This window comes from Actinomycetospora chiangmaiensis DSM 45062 (genome assembly GCF_000379625.1).
GTDB lineage: Bacteria > Actinomycetota > Actinomycetes > Mycobacteriales > Pseudonocardiaceae > Actinomycetospora > Actinomycetospora chiangmaiensis.
In genome coordinates, this window is sequence record NZ_KB903217.1 from 246441 (window position 1) to 263964 (window position 17524).

18 protein-coding genes are annotated in these 17524 nt (G+C 73.0%); 11 read left to right on the forward strand and 7 right to left on the reverse strand.

Annotated elements, in window-relative coordinates; all coding sequences use genetic code 11:
• Nucleotides 1-14: 14 nt before the first annotated feature.
• Nucleotides 15-515 carry a DUF1059 domain-containing protein gene (locus A3CO_RS0101265; protein ID WP_018330421.1) on the reverse strand — a complete coding sequence of 167 codons (501 nt, stop codon included), beginning with the start codon at nt 513-515 and terminating at the stop codon, nt 15-17.
• Between the two features lie 169 nt (nt 516-684).
• On the opposite strand from A3CO_RS0101265, the gene A3CO_RS35185 reads away from it, so the two are divergent.
• Nucleotides 685-1443, forward strand: coding sequence for a helix-turn-helix transcriptional regulator (locus tag A3CO_RS35185; protein ID WP_051085793.1), 759 nt, complete (start codon nt 685-687; stop codon nt 1441-1443).
• An 82-nt stretch (nt 1444-1525) separates the two neighbouring features.
• Here A3CO_RS35185 and A3CO_RS29470 read toward each other — a convergent pair whose 3' ends face one another.
• Nucleotides 1526-2146, reverse strand: coding sequence for a maleylpyruvate isomerase family mycothiol-dependent enzyme (locus A3CO_RS29470; RefSeq protein WP_018330423.1), 621 nt, complete (start codon nt 2144-2146; stop codon nt 1526-1528).
• A gap of 122 nt (nt 2147-2268) precedes the next feature.
• On the opposite strand from A3CO_RS29470, the gene A3CO_RS0101280 reads away from it, so the two are divergent.
• A complete protein-coding gene (locus A3CO_RS0101280; protein WP_018330424.1) occupies nt 2269-3510 on the forward strand; it encodes an acyl-CoA dehydrogenase family protein in 1242 nt (413 codons plus the stop codon).
• Between the two features lie 3 nt (nt 3511-3513).
• On the opposite strand, the gene A3CO_RS0101285 is transcribed toward A3CO_RS0101280, so the two are convergent.
• Nucleotides 3514-4227 carry a DUF1707 SHOCT-like domain-containing protein gene (locus A3CO_RS0101285; protein WP_157646911.1) on the reverse strand — a complete coding sequence of 238 codons (714 nt, stop codon included), beginning with the start codon at nt 4225-4227 and terminating at the stop codon, nt 3514-3516.
• 247 nt (nt 4228-4474) lie between these two features.
• Here A3CO_RS0101285 and A3CO_RS39280 point away from each other — a divergent pair, with 247 nt between their 5' ends.
• Nucleotides 4475-4837 (forward strand): hypothetical protein, encoded by a 363-nt coding sequence (locus A3CO_RS39280; protein ID WP_245561402.1) that lies wholly within the window; start codon nt 4475-4477, stop codon nt 4835-4837.
• Here the strand turns inward: A3CO_RS39280 and A3CO_RS0101300 are convergent.
• Nucleotides 4827-6146 (reverse strand): cytochrome P450, encoded by a 1320-nt coding sequence (locus A3CO_RS0101300; protein WP_051085823.1) that lies wholly within the window; start codon nt 6144-6146, stop codon nt 4827-4829. The two genes, A3CO_RS39280 and A3CO_RS0101300, sit on opposite strands and share 11 nt — an antisense overlap.
• A gap of 73 nt (nt 6147-6219) precedes the next feature.
• On the opposite strand from A3CO_RS0101300, the gene A3CO_RS0101305 reads away from it, so the two are divergent.
• The 4 genes from A3CO_RS0101305 to A3CO_RS0101320 all read left to right on the forward strand — a co-directional run bounded on the left by A3CO_RS0101305 (nt 6220) and on the right by A3CO_RS0101320 (nt 11572).
• Nucleotides 6220-6633 (forward strand): SRPBCC family protein, encoded by a 414-nt coding sequence (locus A3CO_RS0101305; RefSeq protein WP_018330428.1) that lies wholly within the window; start codon nt 6220-6222, stop codon nt 6631-6633.
• Entirely contained in the window at nt 6630-7184 is a 555-nt protein-coding gene (locus tag A3CO_RS0101310; RefSeq protein ID WP_018330429.1) for a metallophosphoesterase family protein, read from the forward strand. Before A3CO_RS0101305 ends, A3CO_RS0101310 begins: the two co-directional genes overlap by 4 nt.
• 335 nt (nt 7185-7519) lie before the next feature.
• The gene (locus A3CO_RS38875) at nt 7520-10369 is read left to right on the forward strand and encodes a glycosyltransferase family 2 protein (protein ID WP_018330430.1); all 2850 of its coding nucleotides are present in this window, start codon (nt 7520-7522) and stop codon (nt 10367-10369) included.
• A 192-nt stretch (nt 10370-10561) separates the two neighbouring features.
• Entirely contained in the window at nt 10562-11572 is a 1011-nt protein-coding gene (locus A3CO_RS0101320; protein ID WP_018330431.1) for a glycoside hydrolase family 6 protein, read from the forward strand.
• Nucleotides 11573-11649: 77 nt separating this feature from the next.
• Here the strand turns inward: A3CO_RS0101320 and A3CO_RS0101325 are convergent, their stop codons facing one another.
• The 3 genes from A3CO_RS0101325 to A3CO_RS0101335 all read right to left on the reverse strand — a co-directional run bounded on the left by A3CO_RS0101325 (nt 11650) and on the right by A3CO_RS0101335 (nt 13593).
• Nucleotides 11650-12507 carry an NAD(P)-dependent oxidoreductase gene (locus A3CO_RS0101325; RefSeq protein ID WP_026204172.1) on the reverse strand — a complete coding sequence of 286 codons (858 nt, stop codon included), beginning with the start codon at nt 12505-12507 and terminating at the stop codon, nt 11650-11652.
• A 15-nt stretch (nt 12508-12522) separates the two neighbouring features.
• Nucleotides 12523-13086: a peroxidase-related enzyme gene (locus tag A3CO_RS0101330; protein WP_018330433.1), complete on the reverse strand. Its 564-nt coding sequence runs from the start codon at nt 13084-13086 to the stop codon at nt 12523-12525.
• A gap of 63 nt (nt 13087-13149) precedes the next feature.
• On the reverse strand, nt 13150-13593 hold the full coding sequence (locus A3CO_RS0101335) for a hypothetical protein (RefSeq protein ID WP_157646912.1): 444 nt from the start codon (nt 13591-13593) through the stop codon (nt 13150-13152).
• A gap of 163 nt (nt 13594-13756) precedes the next feature.
• Between A3CO_RS0101335 and A3CO_RS0101340 the strand changes: the two genes are divergently transcribed.
• From A3CO_RS0101340 to A3CO_RS0101355, 4 genes are all read left to right on the forward strand, one after another.
• Nucleotides 13757-14095 (forward strand): DUF3024 domain-containing protein, encoded by a 339-nt coding sequence (locus A3CO_RS0101340; protein WP_018330435.1) that lies wholly within the window; start codon nt 13757-13759, stop codon nt 14093-14095.
• Nucleotides 14092-14769, forward strand: coding sequence for an NUDIX hydrolase (locus tag A3CO_RS0101345; RefSeq protein WP_018330436.1), 678 nt, complete (start codon nt 14092-14094; stop codon nt 14767-14769). The genes A3CO_RS0101340 and A3CO_RS0101345 overlap by 4 nt, the downstream gene beginning before the upstream one ends.
• A gap of 155 nt (nt 14770-14924) precedes the next feature.
• Nucleotides 14925-16487 carry an asparagine synthase (glutamine-hydrolyzing) gene (asnB, locus tag A3CO_RS0101350; RefSeq protein ID WP_026204173.1) on the forward strand — a complete coding sequence of 521 codons (1563 nt, stop codon included), beginning with the start codon at nt 14925-14927 and terminating at the stop codon, nt 16485-16487.
• A gap of 55 nt (nt 16488-16542) precedes the next feature.
• Complete coding sequence (locus A3CO_RS0101355) at nt 16543-17373, forward strand: aldo/keto reductase (protein WP_018330438.1); 831 nt, start codon at nt 16543-16545, stop codon at nt 17371-17373.
• Nucleotides 17374-17524: the final 151 nt, after the last annotated feature.

Genomic DNA, 17524 nt, shown 5'->3' on the forward strand with positions numbered 1-17524 from the left:
GGGCCGTGGCCGGCTCAGCTCCAGACGGTGGCTCGATGGACGTCGAGGTTGTGGAACGTGGGCTCCCCGTCGCAGAGCTTGCCGAGGCGCTCGGCGAACTCGGCGGTGGCCGGGTGGTCGGAGTTGGCCATGGCCCCGGCGTAGTCGGGGAACGCGACGACCTGGACGTAGGCGCCGGGGTGGTCGCGGTCCGCGCCGGTGATCGCCCACCGGGCGGTGCGGTCCCGGCCGATGGCCTCGGCCCATCCGTCCTCGGTGGCCTCGAAGTCCTGGATCCGTCGCGTGCGGAACTCGATGAGCTGCACGAACGCGCCCTCGGCGACGAGGCCGTCGTCGGGCACGTCGCGCAGCGCGGCCCGCAGGCCGGCGCGCAGCTCCTCGTCATCGGCGTGGCCGTGGACGTCGACCGCGTGCGCCGCCGCGGCGCGGATCACCTCGTCGGGCTCGCCGGTGAGGGTGAGGGTGCAGCCGCTGTCACTGGGAACCTCTCGACAGTCGATCATCATGCGGGTCATGACGGCTCCTCCGGGGTGGGGGTGGGTGCGGCGGTGCCCCCGGTCACGGCCGGATGGTCACCTCTCGTGATCGCTCATCGGTCGAGGTTGACCCAATCAGGGAATCGAGAGACCGTCGTTACGCACTTTGCGCACCCGGGCGGCCGCACCGCCCGGGGGAGGAACGGTCATGGATGCCGGGTTGGACGACCTGCACCGAGCGGTCACGCTGATAGACGGCCTCGCCGAGCTCGACGACCCGGCCGGGTTCGCCGACTGCGTCCTGCCGGGTCTGGCGGCGCTCATCGGTGCCGACCTGGTGACGTACGACGAGATCGGGCCGATCCCGCAGCAGATCCGCTACGCCGACCACCCCCACGGAGCGCTCGGCACGGCCCCCCGCGCCCGGTTCGTCGCCCATGTCGACGAGCACCCCCTGGTCAACCACTACCGGGCCACCGGGGACCGCCGGGCCCTGCGCATCAGTGACCTGCTGCCCCGTCGTCAGTTCCACCGCCTCGCGCTGTACGACGAGTTCTTCCGCCACGTCCCCACCGAACACCAACTCGCCATCACCGTCGCCACCCCGGGCGCCCGGGTGGTCGGGATCGCGCTCGACCGGGCCCGCGGTGAGTTCACCGACGGCGATCGGGACCTCCTCGGCCTGTTGCGGGCTCCGCTGGCGGCCGGCCTCGTCCGCGCACGGGCCCGCCGCGACGCGCGCCTCGCACTGGACGGCGCCGGGTCCACCCGACGCGCACTTCTCACCGACCGCGAGATCGAGGTGCTCCACCTCGTCGCGCTCGGTGGCACCAACATCGCCATCGCGCGCGCCCTGGGCTGCAGCCCGCGCACGGTCGCCAAACACCTCGAACACATCTACGGCAAGCTCGGCGTCCACAACCGCGCCGCCGCCGTCGCCCGACCTCCTCGTGCGCGCGGCATCTGACGCTCGGCGTGGATCCACTAGGGTCGCAGACGGTCGCGGACCGGCGAGGAGCACCGGGGACGACGTCGGGTCCTGCCGCGGCTCAGTCGCGCCACCGCGCGAGGCCAGGACCGTCGAGCAGGTCGTACGCGGGGGCGCGGCCGCACGCGCCGACCGCGAGGGCGAGGGCCGGCCCCGAGATCGTCGGTCCGGTGCCGTGGACGAAGGTGGTGTCCTCGGCCTCGAGGCGCACCCTGTCGAGTCGCCCGCGCGGCAGGAACACGCCCACCGCCTTCGGCGTCGTGAGGAACGCCAGCGAGGGCTCCACGTGGGCAGGGTCGACGTGGTCGACCGACGCGTGCCCGGCCAGCGCCCACACGATGTCGACGGTGTGCACGAGCACGTCGGTCAGCGGGGCCTCGAGCGGGAGTCCCGGCGGGTGGAAGGTCGATCCGGCGTTCGCCTCCAGGACGTCGACCAGGTCCGCCGCGTCGCGCTCCGCGAGCGACCGCGCCCAGGCATCCATCGCCCCGGACGGGCCGCGGTGACGCACCATCGAGAGCGCCATCCGGGGCAGCGGGACCTCGAACGGCGTGACCAGGTGGGCGAGCACCTCACGGGTCCGCCAGCCCGAGCACAGGCTGGGCCGTGCCCAGTCCTCGTCGTCGAGCGCCCGGAACCGCCGGACCGCCGTGAGACGCGCGGTCCGCAGGATGTCCTTCATCCTCCGGACCGTAAGGTCCTGGATCGCTGTCCCGGAAGGCGACACGGTCGGCGACGACCGGGTTTCCGGGGAGTGACGCCGGGCACATACCTGACACGATCCGTCGTCGGGAAGGACGTGCCATGGCGATCGACACCGGAGCCACCACCGAGGCGACCGCGGGCGCCGACCCGTCGGGCGCGCCCCACCCGCTGACCGAGGCCCGCGGCACCGACTACTTCTCGGTCCGCAGCCGCTTCACCGCGCAGCAGTGGGAGACGTTCATGGCCGTGCGCCGGTTCGTCGACCACGAGGTCTCCCCCGTGGCGGCCGAGGCGTGGGACGCCGCGCAGATGTCGTGGGACGTCATCAACCGGCTGCCGGAGCTCGGCGTCGTCGGCGACGACATCGAGGGCAACGGGTGCCCGGGGCTCGACCCGCTGTCCTGCGGCCTCGTCGCGATGGAGCTGGCGCGCGGCGACGGCAGCCTCGCGACGTTCCACGCGGTGCAGTCGGGGCTCGCCATGAAGGCGATCGACATGCTCGGCTCCGACGAGCAGCGGGCCCGCTTCCTGCCGGGGATGGCCCGCCTGGAGACGATCGGGGCGTTCGGTCTCACCGAGCCCGACCACGGGTCCGACTCGGTGTCGCTGGAGACCACGGCGCGCCGCGACGGCGACTCGTGGGTCATCGACGGGGCGAAGCGCTGGATCGGCAACGGCTCGGTCGCCCACCGCACGGTGGTGTGGGCGCGGAACACGGAGTCCGGCGACGTCCACGGGTTCGTCGTCGACACCTCGACGCCGGGCTACGCCGCCAGCGTCATCCCCCGCAAGGGCTCCATGCGCTCCGTCTGGCAGGCCGACATCCGGCTCGACGGCGTCCGGGTCCCCGAGTCCGACCGATTGCCCGGTGCCCGGACCTTCCGCGACACCGGCCGCGTCCTCGCCACCACCCGCGGCACCTGTGCGTGGATCGCGCTCGGCCACGCGACCGCGGGGTACGACGCCGCGCTGCGCTACGCGCTCGAGCGCACGCAGTTCGGGCAGCCGCTGGCATCGCTGCAGATCGTCCAGCAGCGGCTGGTCAAGATGCTCGCGGAGCTGACGGGGATGCAGCTCTACTGCATGCAGATCGCGCAGCTGGCCGAGGAGGGCGACCTCTCGCCCACCATCGCGGGCCTCGCCAAGATGAACAACACCTCGAAGGCGCGCTGGATCCTCTCCGAGGCCCGTGACCTGCTCGGCGGCAACGGCATCTTGCTCGACAACCACGTCATGCGGCACATGGCCGACATCGAGTCGGTGCACACCTTCGAGGGCACCGAGACGATCCAGACCCTCATCGTCGGGCGGGAGATCACCGGGCTCTCGGCGTTCACGTGACCCTCAGCGCCACCACTTCGGGCCCTTGACCTCGACCGACCCGAAGGCGACCCGGCCGGTGACCACCACGTGGGGGCGGCCGGCGGCCCGCCCGTCGCGCCGCTTGTCCTCGATGCTGCCTGCGGTCGCGCTCACGCCGTCCAGTGAGGCGCTGGCCGTCTCCGGCAGGCGCAGCTCGACCGAGCCGAGGGTCATGTCGACGTCGATCTCGACGACGTCGTGGTCGATGACGGCCTCGGTGAGGTCCAGCTCCGCCGAGCCGAGCCAGCCGTCGATCTCCATCCGCCGCGGCACCGCCCAGGCGCCGGAGCGCTTCACCGACCCGAGGGTGGCGTGCAGCGCGACGGTGCCCGTGGTGTCCCCGCCCGCGTAGGCGTCGCGCGGGGCCGACCGCCGGTCCCGGGACTCGGCCTCGGTGCGGGCCCGCGCCCGGTCGGGGTGGTCGAGCGGCAGGTCGACGACGAGCGTGTTCAGGTCCCGGCGGGTCCGGGCGACGATCGCGAGCCCGGAGCGCCGGTCGAACTCCAGGGTGTCGATCAGGCCCCGGGTGACCGCGTCGTGCAGCAGCCCCACGACGTGCTCCCGGTCGTCGTGATCGACCGGGAGGTCCGCCGGCGAGGGCGGCAGGTCGCCGCCCTCCCGTTCCGGGCCCGGGGTCGCGGGAGGGGTGGGCGCCACGGTCTCGTCGCTGCCCGGGTCACGGTTCGGCTCGCTCATGGCGACCACCCTCCCGCTCCCGGCGGGCCCGCACCTCGGGGTCCGACCCTGAACCGCATCGGGGTGTCTCGGGTCGTCTCGGACGCGCGCTAGACGGCCGGATAGAGCGCGAGTCACACGAACCGGTGACGGTTGCGGGCAATCGACTAACGCCGTCGCGGAGGACGGCGATGACCCGGCATGACCCGTTCGGCCCAGCGATGGTGCGGGCGTCCCGCCGGGTTCCCCCCTCGTCGAGGAGACCGTCGTGACCTCTCCCGTCCCCCGCGGACCCCGTCGTGCCGTCGCCCGGGTGCCGCACCCCACGGCCGTGCCGCCGCCCCCCGTCGCCGCCGTTCCCGAGGCGCGTCAGTCCCCGGAGGACGCCGCGACCCTCACCCCGCGCGACCGCGCCGTCCTCATGGCGGTGGCCGCCGGACGCTGCACCATGAGCCCGGACCAGGGTGAGGGCCTGCTCGTGGACGGGCGGCCGTGCGCCGATCAGTTCGCCGGGCACCGCCTGCTGCGCGCGGGCCTCGCCCGGCTCATCGCCCAGCCGCCGGGCCGGCCGTGCACGGTGACGCTGTCCCCGGCCGGCGTCTCGCTGCTGGGCCTGCCGATCACGCTGTGAGCGGCCGGTCCACGACGCGCCCGGTGGTCACGGGCAGGTGCTCGTAGCCGCGCAGGATGCGGGTCAGGCGCCGCACCGGTTCCCCGGCCGACGCGAGGTCCGGGTACCGCTCGAACAGCGCCCGCAGCGCCACCTCGCCCTCCATCCGGGCGAGCGCGGCGCCGAGGCAGTAGTGCATCCCGCTGGAGAAGGCCACGTGGTCGCGCGCGTTCTCCCGCCCGACGTCGAACACGTCCGGGTCCACGAACACCTCGGGGTCGCGGTTCGCGCCGGCGATCACCGTGACCACCAGCGAGCCGGCCGGCACCTCCGCGCCGGCCACCACGGTGTCGCGCCGTGCCGACCGCGCGGTGCGGGAGACCGGTGACTCCACGCGGAGCACCTCGTCGACCGCGTTCGCCCACAGCGTGGGCTCCGCGGCGAGCCGGTCCCGCTGGTCGGGGTGGTCGAGGAGCAGCCGGGCGCCGCTCCCGATCAGGTTCACCGTCGTCTCGAACCCGGCCGCGAGGACCAGCAGCGCCGTGGCGACCAGCTCGCGCTCACTCAGGTGCGACCCGTCGTCGTCGGCGGTGGTCACCAGGCTGGAGAGCAGGTCGTCGCCCGGCTCCGCCCGCAGCCGGCGCAGGTGCCCGCTCATCCACTCGTGCAGCGCGGCCACGTTGTCCTGCACGCTCGCCCACTGGTTCCGCGGCAGGCCGAGGTCCAGCGAGGCGGCCGCCCCGTCGCCCCAGGTGAGGAACTGTTCGCGCATCGAGGTGGGGATGCCGAGCATCTCCGAGATGACCGTGACCGGGAGCAGGCTCGCGTACCGCGCGACCAGGTCGACCGGGCCCGAGCCGTCGTCGAGGGTGTCGAGCAGCTCGTCCGCGATCTGCTCGGTCCGCCCGCGCAGCGCCGCCACCCGCCTCGCGGTGAACGCGCGGGTGACCAGCCGCCGGTAGCGGGTGTGGTCCGGGGCGTCCACGGCCAGCATCGACGGGGGGTCGATGGGTCCCGGGAGCGGTGGCGGGCCGGCCAGGCGCAGGGCGAGCCGGACCGGGGCGGGCATCGAGCCGTCGCGGTTCGCCACGCCGAAGTCCTCGCTGCGGAGCACCTCGGTGCACACGTCGTGGTGGACGGTGACCCGAGAGAAGGCGCCCTGCGTGAACGGCCGGCCGGCGCGCAGACGCTCGTAGTGCGCGAAGGGGTCGCCCTGCAGCTCGGGGTCGAGGAGGAGGGCGGCGTCCGGATTGCCCCGGCGGGCCTCCCGGCGGACCGCGGCCCGCATCACGCCGTGCGTGGCCGCCCACCGGACCGTGTCGCGGATCATGCCGAGATGGTACGCGACGGTACCGATCCGCCGCGGGTGGGTGATCGCCCTCACGACGGGTACACCCGCCTCCGTGCGCACCACCGTGTCCGCCCGGGGCCCCCTGTCCGCCGACGAGGCGTGGGAGCGTTACGCCGACCTCGACGCCTGGCCGCGGTGGGCCCCGCAGATCACCGGCGTCACCGCGCCCGCCCGCCGGCTGGTGCCCGGTCTCGAGGGCGTCGTCCGCGCCGCCGGCGTGGTGCACGTGCCGTTCACCGTGCTGGCCGTGGACGAGGCGGCGCGGACGTGGTCCTGGCGCGTGCGGGTGGGGCCGGTCCGGCTCGTGCTGCAGCACGGGGTGGAGCACGACGACGGCGCCGACGGCACCGACGACGGCGACGGCGCGGGGTCCCGGACATGGCTGATCACGGAGGGGCCCGCCCTGGTCGTCGCCCCGTACACCCCGGTGGCGCTGGTGGCGCTGCACTCGCTGGTGCGGCCGTGACGGGAGACGCAGCGCAGCGGAGCTCGACCCGGGGGACCGACCTGGTCCTGGTCTCCGACACCCACGCCCGGTGGATCCCCGACGAGGTGTGGGCGGCGGTCGAGGCGGCCGACCTCGTGGTGCACGCGGGCGACTGGACCGACGTCGCCACCCACGACGCCTTCCTCGCCCGGTCCCGCCGGCTGCTCGCCTGCTGGGGCAACAACGACGGCGACGACCTGCGCGCCCGCATGCCCGAGGTCGCGCGCACCACCGTCGGGGGGCTGCGGCTCGCCGTGCTGCACGAGACCGGCGACGCCCGGGGACGGGAACGGCGCTGCGACGCGTGGTTCGGTCCGGACGCCGACGACCCGGCCGACGTCGTGGTGTTCGGCCACAGCCACATCCCCTGGGACTCGACGTCACCCGGTGGGGTGCGGCTGCTCAACCCCGGTTCACCCACGGACCGTCGACGGCAGCCGTTCTGCACCTTCATGTCGGTCTCCCTGCACGACGGGTCCCTGGCGGTCACCTGCCACGACCTGCCGCCCCGCCCCGCTCGGCCGCGCTGACGGTCACGCATCGTCACGGCGAGCGGACGCCGTGTGTGTGTCAGGTCGGCGTGTGACGGCTCCGATGCACCGATTTCCGGTCGCGGGGCAACGTCGGGCCGCCCTGGACCGTCCCCCTTCACGAGCACGGTCAGTGATGCCCGTACCGTTCACCCGACACCGGGCGTGCGGGCTGCGCACAACCGGAACGAACGCGGACGACCAGACGGGAGGACGGCGGCCGGCCGGCGGCTCCGACGCGGAACGCCACGCCGAACGCCACGACGACGAGGACTCCGGGACGCTCCCCCAAGCTCCACCCGCCGCGAGCCCCTGCCTTCGAGACGAAACGGCCGATGACGCTTCTAGCCGAGAGACCTGCCGACGAGGTCGACGAGAGCGAACTCGTCGTCGGACGTCGCATCCAGGAGTTCTCGACGCTCGCCGGACCCGTCCGGGAGCTCGACGGGGACCCCGAGGACTACCGCGTCTCCTACCGGGGCGTGGACGCCGTGCACGGCAAGGGCCGTGTCTGGCGGTCGTTGCTCGTCGCCGGGCTGAACTTCGCGTTCGAGGCCCTGTTCTTCCTCTGGCTGCTCCACCCGTCGCACCGGCCGCCGGTCGACATCAAGGCCCCCGCCTTCGCGACGTACGCGAACTGGGTGGTCATCGGCTCGATCGGGCTGATGGAGCTCCTCCGCCTGATCAACGTCTTCTCGCTGTCCCTCGCGTCGGTGATCTCGCGGGACCCCGTCCCGGTCCCGCCCGTGGCGAACCAGCGCGTCGCGTTCCTCACCACGATCGTCCCCAGCAAGGAACCGATCGACGTCGTCCGCGGCACGCTGCAGGCCGCGCTGAACATCCGCTACCAGGGCATCCTCGACGTCTGGATCCTCGACGAGGGCGACGACCCGGCGGTCCGCGCCATGTGCCGCGAGCTGGGCGTCAACCACTTCACCCGCAAGGGCATCGAGAAGTACAACCGCAAGAAGGGCGCCTTCAAGGCGAGGACCAAGCACGGCAACTACAACGCCTGGGTCGCGGAGCACGGGGACTCCTACGAGATCTTCCTGTCCGTCGACCCGGACCACGTGCCGCTGCCGAACTACGCCGAGCGCATCCTCGGCTACTTCCGCGACCCCGACGTCGCCTTCGTGGTCGGCCCGCAGTGCTACGCGAACGACGAGACGTTCGTGACCCGGGCCGCCGAGTCCCAGCAGTTCCCGTTCCACTCCCTCATCCAGCGCGCGGCGAACCGCTACAACGCCGCGATGCTGGTGGGCACGAACAACGCCATGCGCATCAGCGCCCTCAAGGGGGTCGGCGGGCTCTCCGACTCGGTCACCGAGGACATGGCGACGGGCCTGAAGTTCCACGTCAGCCGCAACCCGCTGACGAAGGCCCGCTGGAAGTCGGTCTACACGCCCGACGTGCTCGCCGTCGGCGAGGGCCCGTCGTCGTGGGGCGACTTCTTCAGCCAGCAGATGCGCTGGTCCCGGGGCACCTTCGAGGTGCTGCTGACCGAGTTCTGGCGCCGCCTGCCGATGCTCTCGCCCGGGCGCGCGATGCACTACATCCTGATCACGACGTTCTACCCGTCGATGGCGATCGGCTGGATCCTCGGCGCCGTCAACGCCGTGCTGTTCCTCGCGCTCGGCGTGCAGGGCGTCGTCGTCCCGGTCCAGCTCTGGCTCGCGCTCTACGTCGACGCCACGGCGTTCCAGCTCTGGGTCTACCTGCGCAACCGGCGCTACAACGTCAGCCCCTACGAGGCCGAGGGCTCCTCCGGCGTCAAGGGCATGCTGATGTCGATCTTCGCATCGCCGATCTTCGCGGCGTCGCTGCTCGCGACGATGCTGCGCCTGCCGGCGAAGTTCGTGGTCACGCCCAAGGGCCTCTCGTCCAGCGCGGACCACATCCTGACGTTCCGCCGCCACCTGCAGTGGGCGGTGCTGCTGCTCGGCGCCATCATCACCTCGATCTTCATGGGGTACGCGACGCCGGCCGTGCTCCTGTGGCCGTTCGTGGCCCTGTGCGCCTGCCTCGCACCGCCCGCGCTCTGGATCGTCGAGCGGGTCGTCGGCCGGCAGCCGGTGATCACCGCCGAGCCGGCCCGGACGTCGAGCGGGCACACGGGCATCACCACCGAGTCGCTCCAGCGCGCCGCGCTCGACGCGATGATCGCCGAGGGGCCGGCCTCCGCGCCGTTCCGCTCGCCGCTCGTCGGCAAGCTGCCCGAGGGCTGGATCCGCACCGGTGACCGGCGCCCCGTGCCCGCCGGCGCGGTCGCCGGTTCTTCTGCCGACGCGGCGCCCCGCACCGAGGCCGTCAACGGCGACCGCTACCGCCCGCTGCCAGCCGGCTGGGTGCGGCAGGGCGAGCCGGGTGCCGAGACCGCGGTCGGACCGGCTCCGGTCTCACCCGCCGTCGGGACGCCGTCCCCCGGGCCGCGCGTGCCTGGACCGGCCCGGAACGGCCGCCCCCGGCCGCGACCGGTCGTCGGTCCGACGGCCGGGCAGCCGGGTCAGAACGGTGGCGGTCCGAACGGGCAGCCGGGTCAGCCCGGGCAGCCGGGTCAGGCCGGGCAGCCGGGTCAGAACGGGCAGCCGGGTCAGAACGGCGTGGGCCAGGGTCCGCGCCCGGGTGGGCCGGCCAAGCGCCCGACGCCCGTCCCCCGCACCCACGGTCCGGGTCCCGCTCCGCAGCCGGGTCGTCCGGCTCCGGCCGAGCGCCCCGCCGCCGAGACGCCGCGGCCGGGTCAGCGCCCCGACCAGCCGCGTCCGGACCAGCGCCCGGAGGCACCCCGCCCGTCGCGTCCCGAGCCGCACCGCCTGCGGCCCGCCGCGGCGACCGCGACCCCCGACGCGTCCGAGGCGGCCGCGACGCCGACCGTCCACCGCAACGGCATCACGCCGCTCGAGCGCCGGTCGCGGACCTCCGCCGACGGCCGTCCCGCGCGGTCCGGCCGCACCGGCACGTCGGTCGAGGCCCCGGCCGCCGGCATCCCGGCGAAGGGGACGGGCGGTCACACGTCGGTCACACCGTCGGGCGGCAAGGATGACGGCCTGACGACGAGCGAGCGCGCACTGCACGCGTCGACCGTCGCGGTGCGGGTGGTCGCCCTGGCGGCCGTCGCGCCGCCGGCGGCGCGCCCCGAGGACGGGCGCCGTCGCGTCCGGCAGCCGGAGCAGACGGAGGCGAGCTGACCCGGTCCGGGTCGATCCGTCCCCCGCGACGGTGATCCGCTCGGGCGCGGCACACGAACACGAGGTGGTGTCCCGGGAGAGACCGGGGCGCGGACGGGTCCCGTCAGCGCGGACGGGATGCGGGGCGGCAGGACCCGATCGGTCCCGTCGTCGGACAGCGACCACGAACGACACCGGGGGTGGCTCGGCAGGATGTCGGCACGACGGAGGCACATCGCCTCGGGCGCGCTCGCGATGATCGTGGCGTTGACGGTGGCCGGATGCTCCGGCGGCGGCACGTCGGAGGACTCGGCGACGCCCGCGACGATCGTCCCGGCGGCGGCGTCGGAGTTCTGGGTGGACCCGTCCTCGACCGCGGCCAAGCAGGTCCAGGAGTGGCGCCAGCAGGGCCGCACCGCGGACGCGACGCAGCTGGAGAAGATCGCCCGGCAGCCGGTGGCCCACTGGCTCGGCAGCGACGGCAACACGTCCGACGAGGTCAAGGGCATCGTCGGGCAGGCGAAGGCGGCGGGGCGCACCCCCGTGCTCGTGGCCTACAACATCCCGAACCGCGACTGCGGGCAGTACTCCCAGGGCGGGGCCTCCGACGACGGGGCCTACCGCGACTGGGTCGGCCAGTTCGCGTCCGGCCTCGGCGGGACGAAGGCCGTCGTCATCCTCGAGCCCGACGCGCTCGCGCAGACGCTCACCAGCTGCGAGGGCCAGGGCGAGCAGGACGGCCGCGAGGCGCTGCTCTCCGACGCGGTGAGGACGCTGTCCCAGGCCGGCGGCGAGGTCTACATCGACGCCGGGAACCCGGGCTTCGTCACCGACACCGGCAAGCTCGCCGACGGGCTGCGCAAGTCCGGCGTGTCACAGGCGGCCGGCTTCGCCCTCAACGTCTCGAACTTCCAGACGACCGACGCCGTCGAGGCCTACGGCAAGAAGGTCTCGGACGCGGTCGGCGGCAAGAAGTTCGTCATCGACACCAGCCGCAACGGCAACGGGGCCTACACCAGCTCGGAGGACAAGAACTGGTGCAACCCGCCCGGTCGTGCGCTTGGCACCCCGCCGACCCGCAACACCGGTGACTCGCGCGTCGCCGCCTTCCTCTGGGTCAAGGAGCCGGGCGACTCCGACGGCGAGTGCCGCGGTGGGCCCAAGGCCGGCGCCTGGATGCCGGAGTACGCGCTCGGCCTCGCGAAGTCCGCGAAGAGTTCCTAGGTGGCCTTCGGCCCCGTGAGCACTTTCCGGCGTCATAGCGACGGAAAGTGCTCACGGGCGCGAAGCGCACCTGCTTCTCAGGTGCCGTAGCCGTACACCACGGCGGCCATGTCCTCGGCGCCGTGCCCCTGGGCGGAGGCGGCGGCCAGCCGGTCGGTCACGGCGTCGGCGAGGGTCGTCGCCGTGCCCGCCTCGGTGAGGGCCTGGCGGATGAGGTCGTAGTCCTTGACGACCCCGTCGAGTTCGAACGAGGGCGTGTAGTCGCCGGTGATCATCGCCTTGCCCTTGAGCTGCACGTAGGGCGAGTCGACGGCCTGGCCGTCGACGGCGTCGAGGAACAGCTGCGGGTCGAGGCCGAGGCCCCGGGTGAGCGCGATCGACTGCGCGGTGCCGTTGACCATCACGCCGATCCACGCGTTGACGGCGAGCTTGAGCTTGCTCGCGTCGCCGAGCGTCTCGCTCACCCACTGGGTGCGCGCCCCCATGGCGTCGAAGGCGGGGGTGACCTTCTCCCGCAGCGCCGACGGACCCGACGTCAGGAAGACGAGCTTGCCGTTCTCGGCGGGCGCCTTCGTCCCGAGGACGGGTGAGTCGAGCACGTCGATCCCGTGCTCCGCGGCGAACTCCGCGACCCGGCGCGTCCCCTCGATCCCGACGGTGCTCGCCTGCACCCACACCGCGTCGTCGCGCAACGAGCCGGCGGCGTCGGCCATGACCGAGAGCACCGGCTCGATGTCGAACAGCATCGTGACGACGACCTCCGCGCCGGCGACGGCGTCGGCGGCGGAGTCCGCCACGGTCGCACCGTCGTCGGCCAGCGGCTTCGCCTTCTCGGCGCTGCGGTTCCAGACGGTGACGTCGTGGCCCTCGCGCAGCAGGCTGCGCGTCATGCCCGCGCCCATGATCCCGGTGCCCAGGACGGCTACTGATGTCATGGGCGCCGGATACCCCTAGCGGCCCATCGTGAAGAACTCCGCATTCGGGCGCAGAGCGGTCAGGTGGGCCAGGCGGTTCGACATCGCGAACAGGGCGGTGATGGCGCCGACGTCCCAGATCTCGTCGTCGGAGAGCCCGGCCTCGCGGGCGGCGTCGACGTCGTCGTCGGTGAAGCTCGCCGAGTCGACGGCGAGGGTGAGGGCCAGGTCGACGATCGCGCGCTGCCGGCCGGTCAGTTCGGCGCCGTACGGGTTGGTCCCGACCGCGTCGGCGAGGTACGGGTCCTTGCTGCGCACCCGCAGGATCGCGCCGTGGGCGACGATGCAGTAGGTGCAGTGGTTCGCCCCGGAGGTCGCGACGACGACGAGCTCGCGCTCGGCCTTCGACAGTCCGTCGTTCGAGTCCATCAGGGCGTCGTGGTAGTCCAGGAACGCCCGCAGCTCGCGCGGCCGGCGCCCGAGCGCGCGGAAGATGTTCGGCACGAACCCGGACTTCTCGGCGATCGCGCCGACCCGCTCGCGCAGGTCGTCGGGCAGGTCGGAGAGCTCCGTGACGCCGAACCGGCTGACCTCGTCCATGCCCGAGACCCTAGGTGCCGGAGGCCTGTGAGTACTTCTCCGTGTCAGGACACGGAGGAGTACTCACGAGGGCGGAGCCCACCTGACGTGGCACCGGGCGGCGGTGACGTCCTTGATGTGCTGGACCGCCGGCTGCGACTGCTGCTCGAGCTGGGCGAGCCGGGTCCGGTCGATGCGGTTGGGGTCGCCCTGCGTGGCGGCGAGCGAGCCGAGGGCCTGGTCGGTGAGGTCGGAGACCGTCCGCCAGTCGGTCGCCAGCTCGGGCGGGGCGGTCGCGACGAGGTCGTCGACCTGTGTGCGGGCGACGGTGCTCGCGGCCACCACCCCGCCCTGCCCGGCCTGCGGCGAGGTCTGCTCGGCCTGCACGCGGACCACCGTGTCGCAGTAGGCCTTGACGGCCGGATCGACCGGGGGCGTCGACGGCGCGGCCCCGTCGTCCGCGACGCAGCCGGCCAGCAGGAGCGTGCCCGCCAGCGCGCACGCTGCCGTCGCCCGCCGTCGCCACATGGCCGCCACCCTTCCGTGTCGTGACCCGGGCGTGATGGTGTCAGTCGGCGGAACGTGCGCCCGGCGGGGGTGACGGAGGAGGAGTGGCCTCCCGTCCGGGCGGGTCGTCGTGTCACAGTGATCCCTCGGAACACGACGCCGCGACGGGAACGGGGTGAGTGCCGTGCAGGTGACCGACGAGCACCGCGCGATCGTCCGCCGGTGGTGCACCCGACGGGTGCCGGACTCCCAGCGCGACTCGATGCAGATCTCCTACTCGGAGCGGGCCGGGCGGATCACGCTGTCCTGCCGCCGTGCGCCGGTGTTCCCGGAGCTCGCCACCGAGTGGTCCACCGCCCCCATCGCACAGCTGCGCTACGACGCGGCCGACGACCGCTGGGTGCTGCTGTGGCCCGACTCCGGCGGCCGCTGGCACCGCTACCCGGACGAGACGAAGGCCTCGTCGCCGGCGCCGCTGCTCGACATCGTCGACGCGGATCCGACCGGCATCTTCTGGGGGTGACCGGGGCCAGCGCAGCGACGGGGAGCCCGGACGCGTCGACCATCGCCGCCCGGGTGCGCGCCTTCTCGCACCGTTCCCGACGCCGGGTCGACCCGGCCGCGCTCCCCGAGGTCCGGTCCCGCGACGGCTCGATGCGCCCGCCACGACGGGCGGCGGTCGCGGTGGTGGTGCTCGACGACCCGCAGCGCGGCCCGGGGGTGCTCCTCACGCGGCGCACCTCGAAGCTCCGGGACCACCCGGGGCAGTTCGCGCTGCCCGGCGGCTCGCTCGACCCCGGCGAGGACGCGGTCACCGCCGGGCTCCGTGAACTCGACGAGGAGCTGGGCCTGCGGCTCGGCCCCGCGGACGTCGTGGGGCTGCTCGACGACTACCCGACCCGCTCGGGCTTCGTCATCACCCCCGTCGTCATGACGACCGCGACGCCGCTGCGGAGCCTGGTGCCCTCGCCGGACGAGGTGGCGCGGCTCTACCACGTGACCCTCGACGAGCTCGACGTCGAGCCGTACTACCTGGAGATCCCCGAGTCCGACCGACCGGTGGTGCAGCTGCCGATCGTCGGGCACCGGGTCCACGCCCCTACCGCGGCGGTGATGCTGCAGTTCACCGAGGTCGCGCTGCGCGACCGGGCCACCCGCGTGGACGGCCTCGAGCAACCGGTCTTCGCGTGGCGCTGACGCCGCGCGCACGGCTCGGGCGTCGAGTACCCGCTCCGTCCGGATCCTCGTCCTGGACCGTTAACGACGCGTGACGAGCGCCCCGAACGCGTGCCGGCCGTGAGGCGTCGTGGTTGTCTGGATCAGGCACCCTGACGAAGGAAGCGTGAGCGCCTGTGTGCGGAATCGTTGCTGCGTACGGTGACATCGACCCGGAGAAGTGCGAGCGGATGCTCGCGAGGATCCACCACCGTGGCCCGGACGACTCCGGCCGGGTCCAGCTGGAGAGCGCGTGGCTCGGCCACCAGCGTCTCTCGATCATGGACGTGACCGGCGGGAAGCAGCCGATCGCCGACGAGACCGACTCGGCCTACGTGGTCGGCAACGGCGAGATCTACAACCACGCCGACATCCGGGACCAGCTCTCGGAGGTCCGCTTCGCCACCGACTCGGACACCGAGTCGGCCTTCCGCCTGGTCCTGCGCGACGGCTCGGCCGCGCTGCACGACCTGCGCGGCATGTTCGCGCTGGCGATGGCGCACACCGACGGTCACGGCGTCGTCGCCCGCGACCCGATCGGCATCAAGCCGCTGTACTGGGCGAAGCTCCCCGGCGTCACGCTCTTCGCCTCCGAGCTGCGGGCCTTCGACGAGGCCGACCAGCCGATGGTCGAGGCGTTCCCGCCCGGGTACGTCTGGAGCCCGGGCCTGCCCGAGTCCGGAGACGTCGCCGGCGGCACGATGGTCCGCTTCGCCGACGCCGTCCCGGTGCAGGTGCGCCCGGCGCGCTACGCCCCGGACAAGCAGTGGGACGACTCGGTGCTCGAGCACATCCGCTCGGTGCTCTCGGACTCGGTGCGCCGCCACATGATGTCCGACGTGCCGGTCGGGGTGTTCCTCTCCGGCGGGCTCGACTCGGCGATCGTGGCCGCCGTCGCCGCCCAGTTCGCCGCGGAGAAGGGCGAGAAGCTGCCCACCTTCGCCGTCGGGACCGAGTCCAGCGCCGACCTGCTCGCGGCGCGGGCCGTCGCCGAGTACCTGGGCACCGACCACCACGAGATCGTGCCGACCCCGGAGGACCTCGAGGAGGCCCTCGACGAGGCGGTGACGGTCATCGAGCACTTCGACCCCGCGCTGGTGCGCTCGGCGGTGCCGAACCTGCTGCTCGCCCGCGAGGCCGTCAAGCACGTCAAGGTGGTGCTCACCGGCGAGGGCGCCGACGAGCTGTTCGCCGGCTACTCCTACGTGCACGACGACCCGGCGTTCGCCACCCCGGACGCCCTGCAGGCCGAGCTCGTCCGCTCGATCGAGACGCTGCACGAGCTCAACCTGCAGCGCTGCGACCGGACCACCATGAACTACGGCCTCGAGGCCCGCGTGCCGTTCCTCGACGCCACGGTCATGGAGGAGATGCTCGCCATCCCCGCCGAGTGGAAGCTCAAGGGCGAGGGCCGCACCGAGAAGCAGCTGCTGCGCGAGGCGTTCCAGGACATGGTCCTCGACGACATCCTGTGGCGCGGCAAGGAGCAGTTCGGCGACGGGTCCGGCGCCGGCGACGTGCTCGCGAAGCTCGTCGAGAAGGAGAAGGAGAAGGAGGGCGCGCAGGGCGCCGAGCCCCCCGTCGTCGAGAACGGGTGGGAGCTGCGCAGCGACGAGGAGGTCGCGTACTACCGCACGTGGCACCGGTCGTTCGCCGGCGTCAAGCCGAACGCGACGCTCGGGGCGTTCGCCACAGCGTGACCCCGGGCCCGGGCCCGTCCGTTCCGACCCGGGCGGGCCTGGGTATCCACCGTCCATGACCAACGTCCCCGGCATCGAGCTGAACAGTGGCGCGACCATCCCGCAGCTCGGGTTCGGCGTGTTCCAGATCGAGCAGTCCCAGACCGCGGAGACGGTCGGGAAGGCGCTCGAGATCGGTTACCGGCACATCGACACCGCGCAGATGTACGGCAACGAGGCCGAGGTCGGCGAGGCCATCCGCGCGTCGGGGATCGGTCGGGACGAACTCTTCGTCACGACGAAGTGCAACAACTCCAACCACGGTCGGCTCGACTCGCAGAAGGCGCTCGACGAGAGCCTGTCCAAGCTCGGCCTCGACTACGTGGACCTGTACCTGATCCACTGGCCGCTGCCGGGCAAGGATCTCTACGTCGACACCTGGCGCGGTCTCGAGGAGGCCGTGAAGGACGGGAAGACGAAGTCGATCGGTGTCTCGAACTTCCAGGACCACCACCTGGAGCGGCTCTTCGCCGAGACCGAGACGGTCCCCGCCGTGAACCAGATCGAGCTGCACCCGCACATGCAGCAGATGGCCATGCGCTCCTTCGACGAGCGCCACGGCATCGCGACCGAGGCGTGGAGCCCCATCGGTCAGGGCAAGGGCGTGATCGACGAGGACACCATCGTCGAGATCGCGCAGAAGCACGACAAGACCGGGGCGCAGGTGACGCTGCGCTGGCACATCCAGCTCGGCAACATCGTCTTCCCGAAGTCGGTGACGCCGGAGCGCATCCAGGAGAACTTCGACATCTTCGACTTCGAGCTCTCCGACGACGAGATGGCCGCGATCGGCGAGCTGGAGCGCGCCGAGCGCATCGGGCCCGACCCCGACGAGTTCGACCGCTGAGACCTCTCCTCCTCGCACTCCCTCGTCGAGGAGGACGCATGAACGGCCCGGACACCGCCGTCGCCCCCACGGCGGTGTCCGGGCCGTTCGCGTCTCCGCCCCCGTCGTGGCAGCGGAGCGTCGTCGCTGTCATCCGGCGGGCGGATCGCCA